We start from the raw sequence: 17,423 nt of genomic DNA, 5'->3' as shown, positions 1-17,423 counted from the left end.
GGGGGCGGAACGGCCTGCACCCATCCTGCCAGCCAGTCCCAGACCAGCCACTGTCAAGACTCACAGTTGGGTCAGCGGTTCCGGATCAGCGCCGCGATCTCGGCAAACCCGAGCCGCTCTGCATTTTGCAGGGCGGTTCGGCCTTGGGGGTCGCGGATGTCCGGGTTGGCTCCGGCAGCCAGGAGTTGCCGGACCACGTCCTGCTGATTGGGCCCGCCGTTGTTGAGCAGGATGGCTTCCTGCATGGCGGTCCAGCCCAGGTTATTGACGTGGTCCACGGGCACACCCGCTGCGATCAGAATCCTGACCGTTTCCGTATGTCCATGTTCGCTCGCAGGGATCAGCGCGGTGCCGCCGTACCGATTGGTGCTGCGAACATCCGCTCCAGCATTCAACGTCAGCTGCAGGACCTCGTTGAAGCCTTCAGCGCCGGCGTAGAGGAACGCGGAGTCCTGGATGTCGTCCTTCGCGTTGACGTTCCCACCCGCCGCGATCAGTTCACCAACACGGGCAACATCGTTGGCCTTCGCGGCGAGAATCAGGAGTCGGTCGGTTTCGATTTGGGCCTCCGGTAACAGTTTGGGTGGCACAGCAGCCGACGACGTCGGGCCGGGACTTGCGCTCGACGTCGCGGTCGGGCTGGGGGCTACGGGAGCCGGCGCCGGGCTGGAAGGCGGGGCGGCCGCCGTCGTGCCTGTCCCTGCCGGCAGAGGCGACGACGGAGCACAGCCGGCCACGAGCCCGGCGATCAGCAAACCAGCACCGATCATCGAACCAGCGGCCAGGCCCCGCCCCTTCAGGGAATCCATACTGTCGAGGCTACTTCGCGGCCGCAGCCAACGCATCGGCGCCTGCTGTGGCGCAGGCTTCGTCGAGGGCGCCGTCGGGGGCGCCGCCAACTCCGATGCCGGCCACTGAAACGCCGTTGACCTTCAGCGGAACGCCGCCGGGCAGGAACAAGGTGCCGGGAAGGTCGGCGATGGACGGGCCGTTACCGTTGATGCGTTTGGCGAGTTCACTGGTGGGAGCACCGAAAGCTGCTGCCGTGTAGGCCTTCTGCTTGGCGGCTTCGATGGTGTGCTCGGCGGCGTTGTCACCACGGAGGAGGGCCTGGACGGTGCCGAAGCGGTCAACCAGTGCCACGGTCACGAACGGCAGCTTGTCGGCCTGGCACTTTGCGAGGGCGGCGTTGACGGCCTTGCTGGACGCACCCACGGAGATGCGGTTCTGGGCTACGACGTTCTCCGGGGCAGGCAGAACGTCTGCGGCAACCTTCACCGGCGCGGCAGCAGGCGCGGCTGCGGGTGACATTGCGTTGGCAACGGCAGTGACACCGCCGGTGAGCAACAATGCTCCGGCAGCAGCGGCGGCAATCATCTTGTTGGACTTCTTCACGGGGTCTCCTCGTTGTGAGCATCGGGTACACCTCCATGCTTCCGCGGACGGCGCGCAGCCACATCGGCCGGGCGCCCCTCCCGCCCTCAGCCTTTCCGCCACCGGTATCAGCCAAAAGGTGGAGAGACCAATGACAGCGCCGGGATCTAGCATGGAAAGAACGCCTTCCACCGAAAACCGGGAACGGGAACCACCCATGCCAACTGCACGTCCACGGCCAGAGCCGGGCAACAGGATCGATGGCCGCATTGATGTAGTTGTGCACTTGGGCTTTGCCGTCCTGATGGTGGCCTCTGCGGTCAGGTACGTCATGCGCCACTCCCCCGCGGACAACTTGTGGACCGTTGCCCTGGCCGTTGCGGTGTGTGCCCTGTACGCGGTAACCGCCGTGTTGGTCCACCGTCAGCACCCGGACCATCGCAAGCAACAGCTGTGGATTCCGTGGATGGTGGCGTTGATTGCAGCCCGGGCCGCGTTGGTGGTGATCGCCCCGAGCTTCGCGTGGTGTTCCTTCGCCATCTTCTTCCTCACGCGGACGGCATTCCGAGGCTGGGCCGGCTACGTGGCGGGAGGCGCGACGGCGGCCGCTACCGCCGTCGGGCTCTTCCGGATGAGCGACTGGACGGACATCGCCATGCTGCTCGGCCCGCTCGCAGCGGGCGCCCTGCTCACCCTGATCTACGACAAGATCGAGCGTGACGCGGCCCTGCAACGCAGGCTTTTCGACGACGTCACCCAGGCCCAGGAGCAGCTGGCCACCAAGCAACGTGAAGCCGGAGTCGCTTCTGAGCGCGAGCGTGTTTCCCGCGAGATCCACGACACCGTCACTCAAGGCTTGGCCAGCAGCCTGCTCCTCCTCGAGGCCGCCCAGCGCGCGTGGCCCGCTGAAACCGCCCACCAAGACGTTCGCAAGGCAACAGATTTGCTCCGGCGCAACCTCGCCGATACCCGTAGCCTGGTGCACGAACTTTCCGCCCCGGGCCTTGAGACGGGCCCGCTCCCGGAGGCCTTGGAACACGCCGCCCGGCAGTACGTTGAGACCGTCAACATTCAGGTCACGGGTGAAGCCCGGCCCCTTCCTTCCGAGGTGCGGCATGCTTTGCTCCGCGTCACCCAAAGCGCCGTTGCCAACATCAAACTCCATGCACACGCGGAGCACGCCAGTGTGACCTTGGGGTATCTTCCGGATGCGGTCACCTTGGACGTGTTCGACGACGGCCGCGGCTTCGATCCTGCAGCGGTACCTCCGCCTTCTGCTAACGGAGGATACGGCCTGCGGGCCATGCGACAGCGTGTGGAACAGTTGGGCGGAGAATTGTCTGTGGAGAGCTCGCCCGGCGAAGGAACCATCATTGCGGCACAGTTCCCGCTGACCCGGCTTGCTGATCCGGCAGATGCCCTGAAGGAGGCCCTGTGAACACCATCTCCGTGCTCCTCGTGGACGACCACACCGTAGTCCGGAGCGGGCTCAAGGCGCTGTTGGGCACCCAAGGTGATATCGCCGTCGTCGGGGAAGCAGCCTCAGGCGAGGAAGCACTGGAAGCTGCGCACGAACATACTCCCGCGGTAATCCTCATGGACCTCGCGATGGGCGCCGGAATGGATGGCATCGAAGCCATCAAACTACTCCGCCAGTGGAACCCGAAGCAGGCCGTCATCGTGTTCACCACCTACGATTCCGACGCCGACATCGTCCGCGCAGTGGATGCCGGAGCAATGGGCTATTTGCTCAAGGACGCCGCACCGGAGGAGATCTTCGCTGCCGTGCGAGGCGCTGTGCAGGGGAAGAGCGTGATGAGTGCACCGGTGGCCTCACGCCTGTTCCAGCAATTGCGGAATCCTGACGAGATCCTCACTCCCCGCGAAGCAGAGTTACTCAGCCTCCTCACCCAGGGCCTCAGCAACCGCGATCTTGGGAAACGCCTGTTCATTTCCGAGGCAACAGTCAAAACCCACCTCGCCCACATCTACGCCAAACTGGGTGTGGAGACGCGGGCCGCAGCAATTGCCACAGCTATCCGGCGCGAGGGGATGCGGTGAAGGCACGCCGTTGGTTACGCTGACCGTATGTCGGACGTAGCGGATCGCAAAATGTTCAAAAACCCGGGAACTGCTTTGCTGGTCCGGGGAGTCCTTTCCATAGTTTTTGGTCTATTGATCACTGTTTTACCGAGCGCTACTGCCTTGGTGGTAGTTGTCATGTTCGGCATTTTCGCAATCATTGACGGCATTACCAGCGTGGCGCATTATTTCTACGATCCCGCGGGCCGTTCCCGCTGGACTGTAGTGGGTGGCCTTATCTCCATCGCAGCCGGCATCGTGGCAATTGCGTTGCCGGGAATAACGGCAGCAGCAATTGGCGTCCTCATCGGATTGTGGGCCCTGGTCCTGGGTCTCTCGCAAATCATCCTGGCGCTGGCTGCCAGGAGCTTCATCCGGAGCTGGGGCCTCTGGTTCCTGACGGGACTCGTCACCACTGTGTTTGGGATCGTTGTCCTTTTCAACCCGGGGCTGGGCTTCCTGAGCCTGGTGTGGATGCTGGCCGGGTTCGCGATCCTGACAGGGTTGCTCCTCATCGCCTCGGGCATCGGGCTCCGCAAGCTGGCCAGTTCACCGCCGCTGTTCGCGCGCTAGTTGCACGCTGGTTCTGCGCCGGTTGTGAACGGCAAAAAGGGCAGCAGGGGATGCGCTGAGCGCCAAGTTCGGTAAGTTAGTGGCTGTGAAGATAGCAACCTGGAATGTGAACTCCCTCCGCGCCCGTGCCGACCGCGTAGAAGCCTGGCTTGAGCGCAGCGACTGTGATGTCCTGGCCATCCAGGAGACCAAGTGCAAGGACGAGAACTTCCCGTGGGAGCTCTTCGAGCGCATGGGTTACGAGGTTGCGCACTTTGGCGTCAACCAGTGGAACGGTGTTGCCATCGCTTCCCGGGTGGGCCTGGAGGACGTGCAGCGAACCTTCCTGGACCAGCCTGCGTTCGGCAAGGCAGGTAAGGATCCCGCGCAGGAAGCCCGCGCCATCGCAGCCACCTGCGGCGGCATCCGCATCTGGAGCCTCTACGTTCCCAACGGCCGCTCGCTGGACGACGAACACATGCCGTACAAGATCAAGTGGCTTGACGTTCTGCAGGGCCACGCGGCCGAATGGGTGAAGTCCGATCCCACCGCGCAGATCGCGCTCATGGGTGACTGGAACATCGCCCCGTTCGACGACGACGTGTGGGACATCGAGCTCTTCCGCAACAACAATTACACCCACGTCAGCGAACCCGAGCGCGCCGCCTTCCACGCCTTCGAAACCGCAGGGTTCACCGACGTCGTCCGTCCGTACACTCCGGGCCCCGGCGTGTACACCTACTGGGACTACACGCAACTGCGCTTCCCCAAGAAGGAAGGCATGCGCATCGACTTCTGCCTGGCCTCCCCGGCGTTGGCGTCACGCGTCACCGGAGCCTCCATCGACCGCGAAGAGCGCAAGGGCAAGGGTGCATCGGACCACGCTCCCGTCATCGTGGAAATCGCAGACTAAGTACCTCGCAGACCAAGTACAAGGTCACTAACGAAAGGGGCGGCTGACATGACTGGAAACCTGTATCGGGGCCAGGCAGGTCTGCCGTTCTCTTCGTCGCTGCGCATTTACGAGCCCCTGGACGCGTTCCCGCCTGAACAGCAGCGCCAACTCGTTGCGGAGGGCAGCAAGAACGGATCCCGGGCCGCCGTCGAAAATGCGGAACTCCAGGCCTCGCTGGGACGCATCACGCGCTCCGGCGGCGATCCTTTCCCCACGGGCCGCACGGACCTGGTCCGGATGACGCGCGTGCCCAGCGGGCGTCACGCCGCGGTGTCCGGGAAAGAAGATAACGACGCCGGGCGGCTGCTTTACTGCCCCAGCCAGCTGGTGATTAGGGCTGGCTTAGCGGCCAACGCGCTCATGGACGGCGTGCACAGTCCCCTGGCCGACCTCCTCATTCCGGTCTCGCAGCGCGACAAGCACCAGGCAAGGATCGATCGCATCAACGCCGGGGAGGCCGCCAAACGCGTGCATACCCGTGCCTCAACATGGGGAATCCCATTCAGTTGGTTCTCGCTTTTCAACGAGTCCGACCGCAAGGACGTAGTGGAATCCGAAGGGCGCATCCTGACCGTCCGGGTATGGACACCCCTGACTGAGGCCCTGGACCGGGCACGGTTCGCCGTTGCCCACCTGGCGTTGGCAGCACCGGATTTGGACATGCTGGATGACCTGACACAGCTCACGGAATGGCTGGAACTTTTCCACGTCCAGTCCATGGTGGAGCTCGATTACGGTGCCGTAGCTGACAAGGTGTATCCGGACGAGTCCCCCATGGATGTTCGGTTGGGGATCGAGTGCCTGGCTGAAGGCGACATGACAGGTGCGGCCGCCGCCTACCGTCGGCTCGCCTCGCGGTGGATTCCCATCCGGCAGTTGGCGCGCGCTTCCTAGCTTGGCTCTGACGCTAGCTTGGCTTCGGCGCTAGCTTGGCTCTGGCGCTAGCTTGGCGGGGCCGTTGTCTCGCGCACGATCAGTTTGTGGGGGGCCACCTCTGAATGCACTGCTCCCGGGTTGCCGTCCAGTTCATCCAGCAGCATCTTGGTGGCGAGCTCGGCCTGGTTGTCTGGACGCTGCCCGACGGTGGTGAGCCCGATGGACGACGAGAAGTCGTGGTCGTCGATCCCGATGACCGAGAGGTCCTCCGGTACCCGGACACCGTGGCGGGCTGCTTCGAAAATGACACCCATCGCCATCTCGTCCGAGGAACAGAAAATGGCCGTTGGCTTGCGGCCGGGCTGACTCCAGAGACGATTGAAAGCCTGCTGCCCGCTGGCTACCGTGAAATCCCCCCACTGGTCCCACTCCGGGCGGACTTCCAGGCCGGCGTCGGTCATAACTTCCTGGAAGGCGCGGATACGCACGCGGGGAACGTCGAAGTTCAGGTCCGTTTCGTCGTCGCCATGGAGCAGGGCGATGTCTTTGTGGCCCAGGTCCAGCAGATGCCGCACGGCGGTGGACGCGGCGTCGTAATCATTGATGCCGATGTATGCGCAATCCTCCACGTGGCCACCCACCACAACCAGCGGGATATCGATCTTGTGGAGGTGTTCCAGCTCTTCCTCGGTCAAAGACATGCACAACACCAGCAGGGCGTCGATCTGCTTGTAGACCATGGTGGAACTGAAGAGCCGCTCACGGTTGCTGCCGTGGCCGCCCAGGTTGAACAGGGAAAGGTTGTACTTGCGTGAATGCAGTTCCCGATCCGCGCCTTCAATGGCCTTGGAGAAGAACCAGCGGCTGACGAAAGGTGCCAGCACGCCGATGGTGCGCGTACGGCCCGTCGCCAGGCCCGACGCCGACGACGACGCCACATAACCCAAAGAACTGGCGACTTCGAGGATCTTTTCCCGGGTCGCGGGCGATACCCGGGGCAGTCCCCGGACCGCCCTGGAAACTGTCGCCGTGGAAACTCCGGCAGCTGCGGCGACGTCCTCAATACTGACGCCGGTATGGCCGCCGCGTTGGGACCTACCCGTTGTTTTTGACACAGGCTCCCCTCTCCGGCCGCCGTTGCTCCGCCTTCACCTTAAATGTGGACTTGTGCTTTGCCGCCCTCGGTTACGCAGCGATGTAATGCGCTGCGTAACCGAGGGCGCAGTTCCTAGCCCTTGAGGCCGCCGGACAGCAGGCCGCGCACGAAGTAGCGCTGCAATCCGAAGAACACCAGGAGCGGGATGATGATGGAGACGAAGGCTGCTGCCGGGTTCAGGTAGTCCCTGGCACCACGGGTACCTGAGAGCTCCGCCAAACGCTGCGTAATCGGAGCCACGTCCGCCGTTCCGCCGGAGAACACCAAGGCCACCAGCAGGTCGTTCCAGACCCAGAGGAACTGGAAGATAGCCAGTGATGCCAATGCCGGGACGGAGAGCGGCAGGATAATCCGCCAGAAGATGGTGCTGTGTCCGGCACCGTCCACCCTTGCTGCTTCGATGACTTCACCGGGAATTTCCGAGATGAAGTTGTGGAGCAGGAAGATGCCCAGCGGAAGGCCGAACATGGTGTGGGCGATCCACAACTGCGCGTACGAACCCGCGGGGAGCTGCAAAGTCTGCGTAAAGAACTGCAGAAGCGGAATCAGCGCCATCTGCAGGGGGATGATCTGCAGTGCGAAGACGAAGATGAAGAGTGCGTCGCGCCCCTTGAACTTCCCCCATGCGAAGACGTATGCGGCCATGGACGCCAGCACCAGCACGAAGATGGTGACCGGGATGACGATCGCTATGGAGTTGACGAAGTACTGGGAAAGGTTGGCAGATTGCGACCCCGCCGGGACCAGGACGTCCGTATAGTTCTTGAACGTGAACTGCCAGTCAGTGAACGCATTCCACCAACCGTCGGAGCGGGGGCCAACCTGCTTGGCGGCGGGACGGAAAGAGGTAACAAAGAGACCGAACGTCGGCACAGACCATACGACGGCGATAATGATCGCTGCCGCTGTTGCCCACTTGGACGTGAGCTTGGTCTTCACCCGCCGCATCATCGGCTGGGCGTCCTCGGTGGGATCGGATCCAGGACGCTGCCGGGTGGCGCCCTTCGAGGCCTCTTTCGGGGCTGGCGTGGCTGTCAATGGATCTCCCTTTGCTTACGAAGGACTCGTGCGTTGTACACAACGATGGGCAGCACCATCAGGAACAGGATCAAGGCCAAAGCCGCACCGCGTCCCGGCTCGCCGGCCCGGAAGGCCTGAGTGTACATTTCGTTGGCAACTACCGAGGTGTCGTAGTTTCCGGCGGTCATGGTTCTCACAATGTCGAAGACCTTGAGCGTGGCAATCGTAATGGTGGTCAGGACAACCACCAGAGCTCCACGGATACCCGGGATCGTGACGTTACGGAACTGCTGCCAGGCGTTGGCACCATCCAGGCGGGCTGCCTCGGTGAGTTCCACCGGCACTCCCTTGATGGCTGCCGACAGGATCACCATTGCGAAGCCGGTCTGAATCCAGACCATCACAATGATGAGGAACATGGTGTTTCCCGGTGCATCAAGGAGGAACTGTTTGGGTTCCATCCCCAAGGCGACGAGGAAGAAGTTAATCACACCGGTTTGTTCGATGTTCGGACCGCGGTAGTCGTAGACGAGCTTCCAGATGATGCCGGCTCCCACAAAGGAGATAGCCATTGGCATAAAGACGAGCGACTTGAGTACTTTTTCGCCGCGGGCCTTGTCAATAAATACGGCGTAGGCGAGTCCGAAGCCCGTAGACAGCAGGGGAACCAGGACGGTCCAAATCACGGTGTTCCGCAGCGTGGTCAGAGCCTCGGGCTGCGTGAACATCCATACAAAGTTGTCAAGACCATTGCCATTGCCACTGGCATCCGTGAAGGCCAACATTGACGTGCGGATGGCCGGATAAACCAGGCCCACCAGCATCAGGATGGCCGCGGGGGCAAGGAAGCCCGCAACGGTTACTTTGTCCTTGACCGATTTGGGTGCCCTGTCCACCAGCAGCATGATGAGGCCGATGACTGCGGCGAATATCGCCAGGGCTATCACTACTTGTAGGAGTTTTTCTCCAATAAATTCCATACCCAACCTCCGGGGCGTGAGTGAATCACTAAGTTCCGGGAAAAGCACTGCCTCCCCGGCTGGGAGTTCCAGTCAGGGGAGGCAGCACTTTGGGAGTTAGCTCTTAGGCCAGCTGGATTCGATGCTGTTGGCAACATCCTGCGAGGACGTGCCGTTGATCCACTGCACGATTCCCTTCCAGAAGGAGTTGGAACCAACTGCACTCGGCATAAGGTCCGAACCATCGAAACGGAAGACGGTGTCAGGGTCCTGGAGGATCTGAACGGTCAGCTTGTCCAGGTTCGACTGTGCGTTGTTGGGGTCCAAGCCCTTGTTTGCACTGACTACGCCGCCAAGCTTGACGCGGTTGTTGGCGAAGTCGGCGCTGGCCAGGTAAGCCAGGAACGACTGAACCTCAGCGGTGTCCTTGTAGGCGCCTACCATCTCGCCGCCACCAGTGACCGCCTTGCCCTTGCTTTCGTCAATCGGCGGGGTCATGAAGGCCCATACGTCGCCATCTTCAGCAACGTTGGTTCCTGCAGGCCAGTTGGCTGCCTGGAAGTTGGCTTGGTGGTGCATGGCGCAAGTGCCATCCAGAACGGGCTGGCCAGCCTGTGCGAAACCGGTGCTCAGGATAGTGCGAACGTCACCGAAGCCACCGTTCACCATGTCCGGGTTGAGCAGGATGTCGCCGGCCTTGTTGAAGGAGTCAACAATCTTGGGGTCGTTGAACGGGATCTGGTGAGCTACCCACTGGTCGTAGACCTCGGGTCCGTGGGCGCGCAGGACCACGTCTTCGATCCAGTCCGTGCCGGGCCAGCCGGTTGCCTCACCGGATTCGAAGCCGGCGCACCAAGGCTTCATGTTCGGGTCATCCGCGGCGATCTTCTTGGACAGTTCGATCATTTCGTCCCACGTCTTGGGAACTTCCCAGCCCTTGTCCTTGAAGGTCTTGGGCGCGTACCAAACAAAGCCCTTGACGTTCGCAAGCATCGGAGCGGCGTAGTACGTACCGTCCACGGTGCCGTACTTCTTCCAGTCCGGGGACCAGTTCTTATCCACAAGATCAGAGACGGTCTTCGGAGCGGGCTTCAAGTAGCCTGCCCGTGCCTGGGTGGCAAGAAGGCCGGGCTGCGGGAAGATCGCCACATCAGGGGCGGTGCCGGACTGGGCACGCACGCCAATCTGAGTTTCGAATTCCTTGCTGCCCTCGTACTTGATGGTGATCCCTGTGCAGTCTTCGAACTGCTTCCAGGATTCTTCGAGGTTGGTGGCTTCGATATCGACGATCGTCGAGTAGACGGAGACGGTCTTGCCGTCATGCTTGCCATAGCTTTCGTAGGCGGAGCAATCATCCGATCCGGCGGTGGATCCTCCACCGCCACCATCTCCGCTACAGGCGGAAAGGGTAAGTGCCAGAACACCGGCGGCTGCGACCGGTAGCAGGTACTTGGTTTTCTTCATGCTAAAGACTCCTCGCTGAGTACAAAGATTCGGCGGCGCAATTGATGTGGTGACGCTCACACTAGCCATGATCCGCAACGCAATGCAAGCGCTTACACATAAAGTAACCGCATTGATACCAAGTAGCCTTCGCTTATCTGCGCAGAGGCGCCCCTCGGGTGCTCGAACAGGCAGTGGCGGAAGGGCTCCCTGCCCCACCATTCCGCACCCTGATTTGATTGCCTACTATTGCCTATGGAAAACTGGGAATCGTGGATGAACTTGAAGCGCTGCAGACTATCGGCCGCCTGATCAAAGAAGAACGACTGGCCCAAGGCCTGAGCCAGGTTCAGCTGGCCAAGCAGGCTGGTACTGCCATCAAGACAGTCCGAACACTGGAATCCGGGACCCGCCGGACGCAGGAGATCAACCAACGCAAGCTTGAGCACGCCTTGGGCTGGAGGGCAGGATCCGTATCGGAGGTCCTGAAAGGTAAGTCGAACTTCGCACCGGACATGATCACCCCTGATGACATGCGCTCAGGTGAGGAATCACGCCCCGGACCTCCCCGCGTTTCCGTTCCGAGCGCTCCCGTAGCCCGGGCCTCGCACCTCTCCGACGAAGAGCTCCTTGCGGAGCTCACCTACCGGATGATGCACCGGAACAGGGGCTAAGCCTCGCGGATGGTCAGCCTTTGCGCCGCACCATCTCATTGATCCAGGCCGGCGCGAACGGCGAGGTGCAATTAGGGGGCGTTGGATAGTCCTTCAGCACCTCCAAGCGCTCCCCGATGTCCAAGGCCCTGGCCCGGTGCTCCGGGAACTCAATCCCGATCTGGGCCAGACAATGGTTCATGGCCCATTGGAGGCGGTCGGGAGCGCCCTTCATGTCTGCCTCGATAACATCGAGCAGTTGCACGAGGTTCAGGCCTTCGGGCCTCTTAACAACTCGTTCGGAGGTCAGCGCCCAGCCGGCACTTGCCACCACGGGATCGGGGTCGGAGAACCATGCCACCCGCAAATCTTCAGAGTGCGGGCTTTTCTTGACGACGTAGTTCACCAGCCAGTCCTGCACTTTGGGAGTCCGAGCTTCGCGCAGCATGCTGTCCAATTCGGCCCGCTCAAAAGCCTTAGGTCGGCAGATCAGGAGTGCCAGCAACCTGGCGGCGGTGTCACCCGTGTCCCAGAGCTCCCGCGAGAGATCCTGCTGGGTCTTCAGCCGCTTCGCGACGGCCCGCAGTTTGCTGAGGTTTACCCCATGGTCATCACCATGCTTCTCATTCACCTCGCGGGCGCGGGGTTCTTCCAGTGCCGCCAGTTCCGCCATAAGCCCGGCCACGGTGGTCTCGAGCAGAGAATTGTCAGGCGCAGATGTTGAAGCCACTGTTGTTCCAGCCACTGGGGCCTCCTGTCCTTCGGTATGGGATTCAGGCTACCCGCAACTGAGAGCGCCAGGGCAGCCCACGCCAATGCGATTCACACCAGTGAAGGGCCCTCAGGAAGTGAGCGAGCCCCTGACGATGCTGACGCTGGAGTGGCCGGGATTTCCGTCCAGTGGTTCATCCGAAACGTCGACGATGGGGAAATCGGCCAGATTCAGGTCCGCCGGAAGCGGGAAGGTACCTGAGTCCGACTTCATGATTCCCAGACTGATCAGCCGTGTGAGGTCCGTGCCAATAAGCCAGACCTCCTGGTAGCCCTGTGCTTCTTCTTTGCTCAGTTTCACTTCCAGGGTTCGCGTTCCATCAGGGGACTCGAGGACTGTCGCCGATCCTGTTGCAGTGTGCTGGGCAAGTGGCGACAACTCTGCTCGTGCCAACGGCGTTGCCGCCTGGTTGATGTTCCATAGGGTTGCACCGGCGATGACCAAGGCACCTGCTGCGGCGACCGCCAGCCAGGTCCCGCGGCGTTGCCAGCCTTGGGGACGTTTCTTGACGGAACGTATGTCCGCGGGTGGTGCTGCTGGTTGCTCTGGTTCGGGTTCGGTTGGACCGCTAAGGCCGGGCTTGCTGGTTTCAGTTCCTGTTGCAGGACCCGCTGCGGAGCCCAAGGGGTCTTCCCGGATTGCGTCCGACAAACCCAGTTCCCGATGAATACCACTCCACACGCTGGCCCCGGGCACCTCAAGGGTGCTGCTGTCCGGCGTGGTTTTCATGGCGTCAACGGCGCGGCGCAATGCGGCGTACTCCGCCGAGCAGGCATCGCAGCCGCTAAGGTGCTGCCGGCCCTCCTCATCGAGCCAGTCACCGTATAGCGCCAGGAGGCTCAACTCTTCCGGATCAAGGTGCGGCATGGTCAACCTCCAGTCTGCTTCTTAGGTGGATCAAGCTGCGCCGAATGTGGCTCTTGACGGTACCAAGCGGTAGTTCAAGCCTGCGGGAAATCTGCTCATGCGTCAGGTCTTCGTAGAATGCCAATTTCATGATGGCACCCTGCGGTTCACCAAGCCGGTCGAGTTCGCCGTCCAGGAGCAACCTGTCGGCCAGCACCTCGACAGTTCCCTCCGTAGGGCCTCCGTCGCCGGTGTCTTGGACCTGGGCGACGGCAAGGACTCTACGAACTTCCCGGTTCGACGCTGAGTGGGCGTCCGCAATGACGTGGCGTGCAATGCCCACTATCCATGCCGGCAGGCGCGCGACCTCGGGGTTGAAGGTGTCCCGTGAACGCCACACCCGGATAAACACCTCTTGGGTGACGTCGTCGGCCGCGGCACGGTCCCTCAAGGACCTCAAAGCGAGCGTGTGAACCAGCGGGGCAAACTGCCTGTAAGCAGCCACAAGTGCCGATTCATCCCCCGCCATGAACGAGGCGGTCAACGTATCGTCCCACTCGGAAGAAACCTCGTTTGGGGATACCAAAGGAGACTCCTTCCCGGCGTCAGCGACGAGGACCACGGCCGGGTTGGGGTGCTTATTCAAGGACCGCGGTGACAATCACATTGTCGCTGTAGTCCATTCGTTCGTCCAGCCATCTGCCGCCGCAGGTGACCACCTTGAGTTCGTGCGGTCCGGTCCGGCGGAACAGCGAGTCGCCGTCAAAGGCGTCCTTGGCCATCAGCGTGACGGAGACAACCCGATAGTTGAGTGCGGGAGCACCCTCCCGCCCTACGGTTATCAAGGTTCCGGCCGGCAAGGATTTCAGCTGGGAAAACGGCGCTTGGTCAGAGGTGGTGTCGATGTGTCCGGCCAGGACAGCTGTGCCTTCCGCGGCTCCAGGGGCGGATCCGAATCGGTACCATCCGGCCTGGTAGAAGGTCTCCGGTATCTCCATAGCCCCACCGCGCGCGACCCCCACGGGGATAACGGCCATGTCAATTGACGTTCCGGCCACCTTGAGCGACACAGGAGGGGGAGCCGCTGCGGGCTGCATGGGAGTTGTGCCCTTCTGCGAGACTTCGGCAGGTGGTCGGGAAGGCTCGGCAGGGGGCAGCGACGGTTGTGTCTGCTGCTCACTGGGGTTCGGGCCGCTTGCCTCACTGGAAGAACTACCGGCCCTCGACGGTGTCGCGGTTCCGCATGCCGTCAGAACGAGCACTGCCATCCCGGCGAGCGCCGCCATCTGGCGGCTTCGGCTTGGCTTACTTGGTGTCATAACGGTTGTTTCCTGGCGGTCTACGGCAGGATGTTCCGGCTGCCGTGATTGATGCGGGGTCCTGGCCGTCGTTATCGGACGACCAGGATCTGTTCCGCTCTTATGTCATGCTGTTGCCTTGGCCTTAGGACTTCCTTGCGGCGGACGTGCGAACCTTTCCAAGCCCCACGACGATCAGCAGCAACGTTGCCGCCGCGAGTCCGCCGCCCAGAACCATCTGTTCTGTCGGGACACTGCCCGATGAGCCGTCCAGGGCGCCTGGTACCGATCCGGGAGCCGAATGCAGCCCGTCAATGGTCTGCACCGCTAGCTGAAGGTTCTTGTCAGTCAGGTTTCCCCACGCATAGACGATGGTGTGCGTGCCTTCGGCCACCGTCACATCGGCCGGGCCAATGACAGGTGCTGTCGTACCCGCCGCGGCCACTGCGGCCGAAATCGTACCCGGGTCAAGGGTGAGCGTTTGCTCATTGGGGTTGGCCAGGTTGGTCACCACGGCTGTGCCGCCGGCAAGCACATCCACAGCTGGCGCCGCGGCCGTGTGCCGGACCGTCAGCTTGCCCTTGCCGGCATCGATGCGCGAGACGTCGTTCGTGAAGAAGTTCGCGGTTGGCTTCCCGGCCGCATCAAGGTTGGCGACGGCGGTGTAGTTGCCGTTCGCTGCCAAGGTCACCGTCACTGGCCCGATAACAGGGGCAGAGGCATCCGCGGCGTCCGAGGCGGTAATGGCCAGATCGTAGGCACCGGGCGGAAGTGCCAACGGCCCGGCCAGAGTGCCGGGAGCGAAGTCGTCCAGGGTTCGTGCTCCGTTGACCCAGACGTCAACGGTTAACCCAGGCACTCCGTGCAGTACGGACAGGTGCGCGTCACCCTCCGCCGCCTGTGCGGGGACAGCCAAGACGATTGCTGCTGCCAGTGCTGCGACGCTGGCTCCTGCTCCTGCCGTAAGTATTCTGCTGCGCATATCCTTCTCCTCAATCGGCCCGACGTGCGGGGATTTTGCTGATACCCCTACTACCGACACAAGGCAGGCTATGGATGCGGATGCGCTGTATTTTTGTGGATGTTTCTCTGTGTGGGCCTTGTCAGCGGACCCTTTCGGCTTTGGTAAACCTGGATCGGGCACCGGAAACCATGTGGACAAGCACCGGGGTCTTCTGTCCGATCACGAGGTCCAGCGCTTCAACGAGCTGAGACACTTCAGCCGCGAGGATATGAGGCGCTACTCCTTGCCTCGGTTGGATACGAATACGTAGGCCCGGTTTGCCCTTTACCTCCAGGGTCGCCACCGATGCACCAGCCAAGTCCGTCCGTTCAGATAAGGCGGCCCGTAGCACCTGTTCGGCGACGCCCCCGCCGATCCGGACTTCACCGTCCACGTCGCTGTCGTCGTCGCTGGCCACCAGAAGGTTGGCCCTGCCCTTGCCTTGCTGCGACAACCAAGCGATCATCGCGATGATGATGGCCACCAGGATGAGGCCTGCCACGATCCACAGCCAGCTCTCTTCACGTCCTGGGAGGTGCGTTTGCCTGAAGGCATTTTCGGCGCCCGCCCAAACAGAAGCCGACCAACCATGCCACCACGTGGCCACTGCCGGGACGGTGGCCAACAGCAGGAGAAGCAGGCCGACGGCCAGCAGTTTCACACCGATAATGAAGAGCAGTACACGGTTGAGCGCCCGCGGTGTTCCGTTCACGCCCCGATCACCCCCGACGACGCCAGGTTCACCTTGACAACAGGCATGGGCACCGGCGACATTTCTTCAAGTTCAGCCTGCACAGCAGTAAGCACGGCTTCTTCGCTGACCCGGCTGCCCGAGGTTGGCCGCACGTTCACCACAACCATCTGTCGCGAGACAACCACCATGACTTGTTCCTGGGTGACGTTCGCGGCAGTTCGTGCACGACGCGCCAACGCAGAGGCCAGGACTTCGTCATCAACCACGACGGCGGTACGCGGGTCCCGGAGCAAGTGGCGGGCGCGCCGGCCCGGCAGAACAGCATGGAGGAGGAAGAAGAGCCCAACCATGGCGATGACGGCACCACTCGCACCGAGCAGCAGGGGTGAGATGCCTTCCGGGAGTGCGATGATGCGCTCCGCGGCAGTGGTGGGATCGATCAGCCAAGGTGGCTGCCCGATGGCGCGGACACCTGCTTCGAGCAGTGCGTAGACACACAGAACAATGACCAGGACGGCCGCAATAACAGACGCTCCAGCGCGGGACGAATGCGTCTCACGGCGCAGGATACGGCTCATCCCGGGGTCTTCCCCGGCAACCGGGCTGGCTCCCGCGTTCGGGTCCATTGACTTCAATTGTTGTGTTTCCTGATCCTGGGTCACTGGACGCGGCCTCCCTCAGTGACGTGCGCTCCACTGATCCTGATATCCACCCTGCTGAGTTGGGAGCCGCTAAGCCGCGTCACCGTTTCAAGAACAAAAGCCTTGGCCGCCACGGCACGATCCCAGATGGACCCTCCAAATCCTTGGACACGCTGCGGATCACGCAACACCTCGGTCAAAGCCGGGACGCTGATAGGTGCCACGATGGACAAAGCCAACAGTCCGTCGTCGTCCGCCCAATCAGCTCGGATGTCGTGGGCCTCAACGCCGAGCGCCTCCGCTGCAGCGGCCCGAGCCAACGATGTCAATGCCTGGGTACTGATCCGGTTATGGCCGGCCAGGCTGGTGGTGTAGTCCACAGCCTCAGCCACGCTCATGACGAAGAGCGCCGGCCCGTAATGGCGTCCAGCACACTGCGGAGATCCAGCTTGCCGTCAGCCGCGCGGCCAAGCAGCGCGCCGATGCCCATGAACAGCAGGGAGATCAGGAAGCCCCATAGTCCGAACGAGAAGGACATGAAAGCCACGAAAGCGCCGATAGCGATTCCCACCACGGTCATGCTCATTGGAGAACCTCCCTTTCCACTACCACTGTCTTGCTACCCGAGGGTTTGGCCGGCGGCGCAATGAAGACATCAGTGATCTCGATGTTGACCTCAATCACCTGAAGGCCAACCAGTTCCTCCACAGCCCGGTAGACCGCAGCCCGGACCTGGTTGGCGATGCCGTGCAAAGGGTGACCGTAGAGTGCAACCAACGTGATGTCCACGGCCACTTGGGTCTCCCCCACCTCGGCGCGGACGCCTGCTGCGTGGTCCGAGCTGCCGACGGCGTCGCGAATGGCACCCAGTGCGCGGGACGGAGCCGAGCCCAAGGAGTAGACGCCGGGCACTGTGCGGGCAGCGATACCCGCTACTTTGGCGACGGCCGCCTCGGAAATGATGGTGCGTCCGGTACCAAGGATTTCGCCCCCAGGCACGGGATCAAGCTGCACGTTCTGGTCTTCCACGGAGCACTCCCCTTCTCTTGAGTACCACCCTAGCGTCTAGCTCCGACGCTTTGGGAGAAGCGTCGGAGAG

The 17,423-nt window shown here is 62.2% G+C and carries 22 protein-coding genes; 6 read left to right on the top strand and 16 right to left on the bottom strand.

The annotated features are described in order from the left end of the window. Positions 1-71 precede the first annotated feature (71 nt). Both ACNAOT_RS02635 and ACNAOT_RS02630 read right to left on the bottom strand, forming a co-directional pair. Positions 72-809, bottom strand: a complete 738-nt coding sequence (locus ACNAOT_RS02635) for an ankyrin repeat domain-containing protein (protein ID WP_420179915.1) — start codon at positions 807-809, stop codon at positions 72-74. Positions 810-819: 10 nt separating this feature from the next. After that, positions 820-1,395 carry a GlcG/HbpS family heme-binding protein gene (locus tag ACNAOT_RS02630; protein WP_420179914.1) on the bottom strand — a complete coding sequence of 192 codons (576 nt, stop codon included), beginning with the start codon at positions 1,393-1,395 and terminating at the stop codon, positions 820-822. A 196-nt stretch (positions 1,396-1,591) separates the two neighbouring features. Here ACNAOT_RS02630 and ACNAOT_RS02625 point away from each other — a divergent pair, with 196 nt between their 5' ends. The 5 genes from ACNAOT_RS02625 (at position 1,592) to ACNAOT_RS02605 (ending at position 5,857) form a co-directional block, all read left to right on the top strand. Further along, complete coding sequence (locus ACNAOT_RS02625; protein WP_420179913.1) at positions 1,592-2,812, top strand: sensor histidine kinase; 1,221 nt, start codon at positions 1,592-1,594, stop codon at positions 2,810-2,812. Beyond that, positions 2,809-3,435, top strand: a complete 627-nt coding sequence (locus ACNAOT_RS02620; RefSeq protein ID WP_420179912.1) for a response regulator — start codon at positions 2,809-2,811, stop codon at positions 3,433-3,435. The genes ACNAOT_RS02625 and ACNAOT_RS02620 overlap by 4 nt, the downstream gene beginning before the upstream one ends. A gap of 27 nt (positions 3,436-3,462) precedes the next feature. After that, positions 3,463-4,029, top strand: coding sequence for an HdeD family acid-resistance protein (locus tag ACNAOT_RS02615; protein ID WP_178993590.1), 567 nt, complete (start codon positions 3,463-3,465; stop codon positions 4,027-4,029). A gap of 85 nt (positions 4,030-4,114) precedes the next feature. Continuing rightward, a complete protein-coding gene (locus ACNAOT_RS02610) occupies positions 4,115-4,921 on the top strand; it encodes an exodeoxyribonuclease III (RefSeq protein ID WP_178993588.1) in 807 nt (268 codons plus the stop codon). Positions 4,922-4,969: 48 nt separating this feature from the next. Next, a complete protein-coding gene (locus ACNAOT_RS02605) occupies positions 4,970-5,857 on the top strand; it encodes a hypothetical protein (protein ID WP_091464893.1) in 888 nt (295 codons plus the stop codon). Positions 5,858-5,904: 47 nt separating this feature from the next. Here ACNAOT_RS02605 and ACNAOT_RS02600 read toward each other — a convergent pair whose 3' ends face one another. The 4 genes from ACNAOT_RS02600 to ACNAOT_RS02585 form a co-directional block, all read right to left on the bottom strand. Further along, on the bottom strand, positions 5,905-6,954 hold the full coding sequence (locus ACNAOT_RS02600) for a LacI family DNA-binding transcriptional regulator (protein WP_091464892.1): 1,050 nt from the start codon (positions 6,952-6,954) through the stop codon (positions 5,905-5,907). A 113-nt stretch (positions 6,955-7,067) separates the two neighbouring features. Continuing rightward, the gene (locus ACNAOT_RS02595; RefSeq protein ID WP_091464890.1) at positions 7,068-8,033 is read right to left on the bottom strand and encodes a carbohydrate ABC transporter permease; all 966 of its coding nucleotides are present in this window, start codon (positions 8,031-8,033) and stop codon (positions 7,068-7,070) included. Then, positions 8,030-8,995: a carbohydrate ABC transporter permease gene (locus ACNAOT_RS02590; RefSeq protein WP_091464888.1), complete on the bottom strand. Its 966-nt coding sequence runs from the start codon at positions 8,993-8,995 to the stop codon at positions 8,030-8,032. Before ACNAOT_RS02590 ends, ACNAOT_RS02595 begins: the two co-directional genes overlap by 4 nt. Before the next feature lie 96 nt (positions 8,996-9,091). Beyond that, positions 9,092-10,438, bottom strand: coding sequence for an ABC transporter substrate-binding protein (locus ACNAOT_RS02585; RefSeq protein WP_420179911.1), 1,347 nt, complete (start codon positions 10,436-10,438; stop codon positions 9,092-9,094). Between the two features lie 218 nt (positions 10,439-10,656). Here ACNAOT_RS02585 and ACNAOT_RS02580 point away from each other — a divergent pair, with 218 nt between their 5' ends. Next, positions 10,657-11,091: a helix-turn-helix domain-containing protein gene (locus ACNAOT_RS02580; protein WP_243836651.1), complete on the top strand. Its 435-nt coding sequence runs from the start codon at positions 10,657-10,659 to the stop codon at positions 11,089-11,091. Positions 11,092-11,104: 13 nt separating this feature from the next. Here the strand turns inward: ACNAOT_RS02580 and ACNAOT_RS02575 are convergent, their stop codons facing one another. The 10 genes from ACNAOT_RS02575 to ACNAOT_RS02530 form a co-directional block, all read right to left on the bottom strand. Then, the gene (locus ACNAOT_RS02575) at positions 11,105-11,815 is read right to left on the bottom strand and encodes a DNA alkylation repair protein (RefSeq protein WP_420179910.1); all 711 of its coding nucleotides are present in this window, start codon (positions 11,813-11,815) and stop codon (positions 11,105-11,107) included. 96 nt (positions 11,816-11,911) lie between these two features. Continuing rightward, positions 11,912-12,709 carry an anti-sigma factor domain-containing protein gene (locus ACNAOT_RS02570; RefSeq protein WP_420179909.1) on the bottom strand — a complete coding sequence of 266 codons (798 nt, stop codon included), beginning with the start codon at positions 12,707-12,709 and terminating at the stop codon, positions 11,912-11,914. Then, positions 12,696-13,310, bottom strand: coding sequence for an RNA polymerase sigma factor (locus tag ACNAOT_RS02565; RefSeq protein ID WP_420181109.1), 615 nt, complete (start codon positions 13,308-13,310; stop codon positions 12,696-12,698). The genes ACNAOT_RS02570 and ACNAOT_RS02565 overlap by 14 nt, the downstream gene beginning before the upstream one ends. Positions 13,311-13,326: 16 nt before the next feature. Further along, positions 13,327-14,007 carry a class F sortase gene (locus ACNAOT_RS02560; protein WP_420179908.1) on the bottom strand — a complete coding sequence of 227 codons (681 nt, stop codon included), beginning with the start codon at positions 14,005-14,007 and terminating at the stop codon, positions 13,327-13,329. A gap of 124 nt (positions 14,008-14,131) precedes the next feature. After that, entirely contained in the window at positions 14,132-14,968 is an 837-nt protein-coding gene (locus ACNAOT_RS02555; RefSeq protein ID WP_420179907.1) for a DUF4397 domain-containing protein, read from the bottom strand. A 121-nt stretch (positions 14,969-15,089) separates the two neighbouring features. Continuing rightward, positions 15,090-15,701 carry a hypothetical protein gene (locus ACNAOT_RS02550; RefSeq protein ID WP_420179906.1) on the bottom strand — a complete coding sequence of 204 codons (612 nt, stop codon included), beginning with the start codon at positions 15,699-15,701 and terminating at the stop codon, positions 15,090-15,092. Beyond that, positions 15,698-16,345: a DUF6286 domain-containing protein gene (locus ACNAOT_RS02545; RefSeq protein ID WP_091464873.1), complete on the bottom strand. Its 648-nt coding sequence runs from the start codon at positions 16,343-16,345 to the stop codon at positions 15,698-15,700. Before ACNAOT_RS02545 ends, ACNAOT_RS02550 begins: the two co-directional genes overlap by 4 nt. Beyond that, positions 16,342-16,722 (bottom strand): hypothetical protein, encoded by a 381-nt coding sequence (locus ACNAOT_RS02540; RefSeq protein ID WP_054808722.1) that lies wholly within the window; start codon positions 16,720-16,722, stop codon positions 16,342-16,344. The genes ACNAOT_RS02545 and ACNAOT_RS02540 overlap by 4 nt, the downstream gene beginning before the upstream one ends. Continuing rightward, positions 16,719-16,910 carry a DUF2273 domain-containing protein gene (locus ACNAOT_RS02535; protein WP_026542624.1) on the bottom strand — a complete coding sequence of 64 codons (192 nt, stop codon included), beginning with the start codon at positions 16,908-16,910 and terminating at the stop codon, positions 16,719-16,721. Before ACNAOT_RS02535 ends, ACNAOT_RS02540 begins: the two co-directional genes overlap by 4 nt. Continuing rightward, positions 16,907-17,353 carry an Asp23/Gls24 family envelope stress response protein gene (locus ACNAOT_RS02530; protein WP_420179905.1) on the bottom strand — a complete coding sequence of 149 codons (447 nt, stop codon included), beginning with the start codon at positions 17,351-17,353 and terminating at the stop codon, positions 16,907-16,909. The genes ACNAOT_RS02535 and ACNAOT_RS02530 overlap by 4 nt, the downstream gene beginning before the upstream one ends. Positions 17,354-17,423 lie beyond the last annotated feature (70 nt).

The sequence above is a fragment of the Paenarthrobacter sp. TA1.8 genome, from assembly GCF_048595705.1.
Lineage (GTDB): Bacteria > Actinomycetota > Actinomycetes > Actinomycetales > Micrococcaceae > Arthrobacter > Arthrobacter nitroguajacolicus.
This window is presented reverse-complemented; position numbering and strand designations above follow the sequence as displayed.

Bases quoted from the DNA above. Each gene is read 5' to 3' on its own strand.
- ACNAOT_RS02635 (WP_420179915.1), bottom strand. From the start codon at position 809: ATGGATTCCCTGAAGGGGCGGGGCCTGGCCGCTGGTTCGATGATCGGT.
- ACNAOT_RS02570 (WP_420179909.1), bottom strand. From the start codon at position 12,709: ATGCCGCACCTTGATCCGGAAGAGTTGAGCCTCCTGGCGCTATACGGT.
- ACNAOT_RS02540 (WP_054808722.1), bottom strand. From the start codon at position 16,722: ATGAGCGTGGCTGAGGCTGTGGACTACACCACCAGCCTGGCCGGCCAT.
- ACNAOT_RS02605 (WP_091464893.1), top strand. From the start codon at position 4,970: ATGACTGGAAACCTGTATCGGGGCCAGGCAGGTCTGCCGTTCTCTTCG.
- ACNAOT_RS02585 (WP_420179911.1), bottom strand. From the start codon at position 10,438: ATGAAGAAAACCAAGTACCTGCTACCGGTCGCAGCCGCCGGTGTTCTG.
- ACNAOT_RS02535 (WP_026542624.1), bottom strand. From the start codon at position 16,910: ATGAGCATGACCGTGGTGGGAATCGCTATCGGCGCTTTCGTGGCTTTC.
- ACNAOT_RS02560 (WP_420179908.1), bottom strand. From the start codon at position 14,007: ATGACACCAAGTAAGCCAAGCCGAAGCCGCCAGATGGCGGCGCTCGCC.
- ACNAOT_RS02590 (WP_091464888.1), bottom strand. From the start codon at position 8,995: ATGGAATTTATTGGAGAAAAACTCCTACAAGTAGTGATAGCCCTGGCG.
- ACNAOT_RS02555 (WP_420179907.1), bottom strand. From the start codon at position 14,968: ATGCGCAGCAGAATACTTACGGCAGGAGCAGGAGCCAGCGTCGCAGCA.
- ACNAOT_RS02615 (WP_178993590.1), top strand. From the start codon at position 3,463: ATGTCGGACGTAGCGGATCGCAAAATGTTCAAAAACCCGGGAACTGCT.
- ACNAOT_RS02625 (WP_420179913.1), top strand. From the start codon at position 1,592: ATGCCAACTGCACGTCCACGGCCAGAGCCGGGCAACAGGATCGATGGC.